Source organism: Sphingopyxis sp. P1IMeth2 (assembly GCF_900185685.1).
Lineage (GTDB): Bacteria > Pseudomonadota > Alphaproteobacteria > Sphingomonadales > Sphingomonadaceae > Sphingopyxis > Sphingopyxis terrae_A.
In genome coordinates this window covers 1-1,143 of the sequence record NZ_FYAT01000010.1, presented here as the reverse complement: position 1 = coordinate 1,143, position 1,143 = coordinate 1, and the positions used below count along the sequence as shown (strand labels likewise).

The window sequence follows — 1,143 nt, the reverse complement described above, 5'->3', positions numbered from 1 at the left end:
TGGGGAGCAACCGTCTTCAAGCTTTCCAAGGCTGCTCATCTCGGATGATGGCGTTGAGCGCGACGACGAGTTTTCGGATGATGGCGACGATGATGAGCTTTGGGGGTTTTCCTGCGTCGACGAGGCGTTGTTTGAAGGCGGCCATGACGGGATTGTGCCGGGCGGCGACGAGGGCGGCCATATAGGCTGTATCGCGCAGGGGTTTTCGTCCTCCGCTGATGCGGCGCTGTCCCTTGTATCGTCCGCTTTCGCAGGCGAAGGGCGCGACCCCGACGAGGGCGGCGGCCTGGCGTCCCGAGAGGCGGCCCAGTTCGGGCATCAGCGCCAGCAGGCTGTGGGTGAGGACCGGTCCGACGCCGGGGACCGAGCGCATCAGGCGGCTTTTGCGGGCCATGTCGGCATCGGCCTCGACCGCTGTGGCGATGGCCTGATCGAGCGCGAGGATGTCCGCCTTGATCCTCGCGATGCGCCGCCGGGCGAGGCGCTGGAGCACAGCTTGCCGGCTCTGCGCGGCCTGGTTGGTGCAGCGGGTCATCTCCTCGACGAGCTGGCGGCGGGCGGTGACCAGTTCGGCGACGGCCTCGGCGGCCGGCTCGTCGATGGCGGCGCGCTGCGGTACGGCGGCGAGGTAGCGGGCGATCACCGCGGCGTCGATCCGGTCGGTCTTGGCCATGATCCCGCACCCTTGCGCGAAGCGGCGGACCCGCAGCGCATTGAGGCGATGGAGGCGCAAGCCTGCCGCGCGCAACGCCGCCATCGCCTCGCGCTCGTAACCGCCGCTCGCTTCGAGCGCGACGGCCGTCACCGCCCGCCCTGCCAACCGGCGGGCGAGCCGGGCACAGCCGGCGGGGTCGTTCGCAAAGGCCATCGTCTCACCCGTCGGCCAGAGACAGACATCGAGCCGGTCCTTCGACACATCGATCCCGGCGATCACATCTTGCTGCGTCATCTTCGTTCCCTTCCTTGCGTGTGCGGGGTACAACCCCTCGCAACCGTGCGGGCTGGCAAAGATCCGTCCGGGCCCAAGCTCCCCAGCGGTCTCGAGAACCTAGGTGGCAACGGGCTCGCAGACGGCGCGGGAGGGTCCGCTAGCGGACCCTCCCGCAAACGCGCTTATGCATCATTATCAAGATACAAGGTGGC

General features: G+C 68.3%; 1 protein-coding gene. It reads right to left on the bottom strand.

The features are described 5' to 3' along the window. Positions 1 to 16 precede the first annotated feature (16 nt). A complete protein-coding gene (locus P1IM2_RS06835) occupies positions 17 to 934 on the bottom strand; it encodes an IS110 family transposase (protein WP_186401910.1) in 918 nt (305 codons plus the stop codon). Positions 935 to 1,143: the final 209 nt, after the last annotated feature.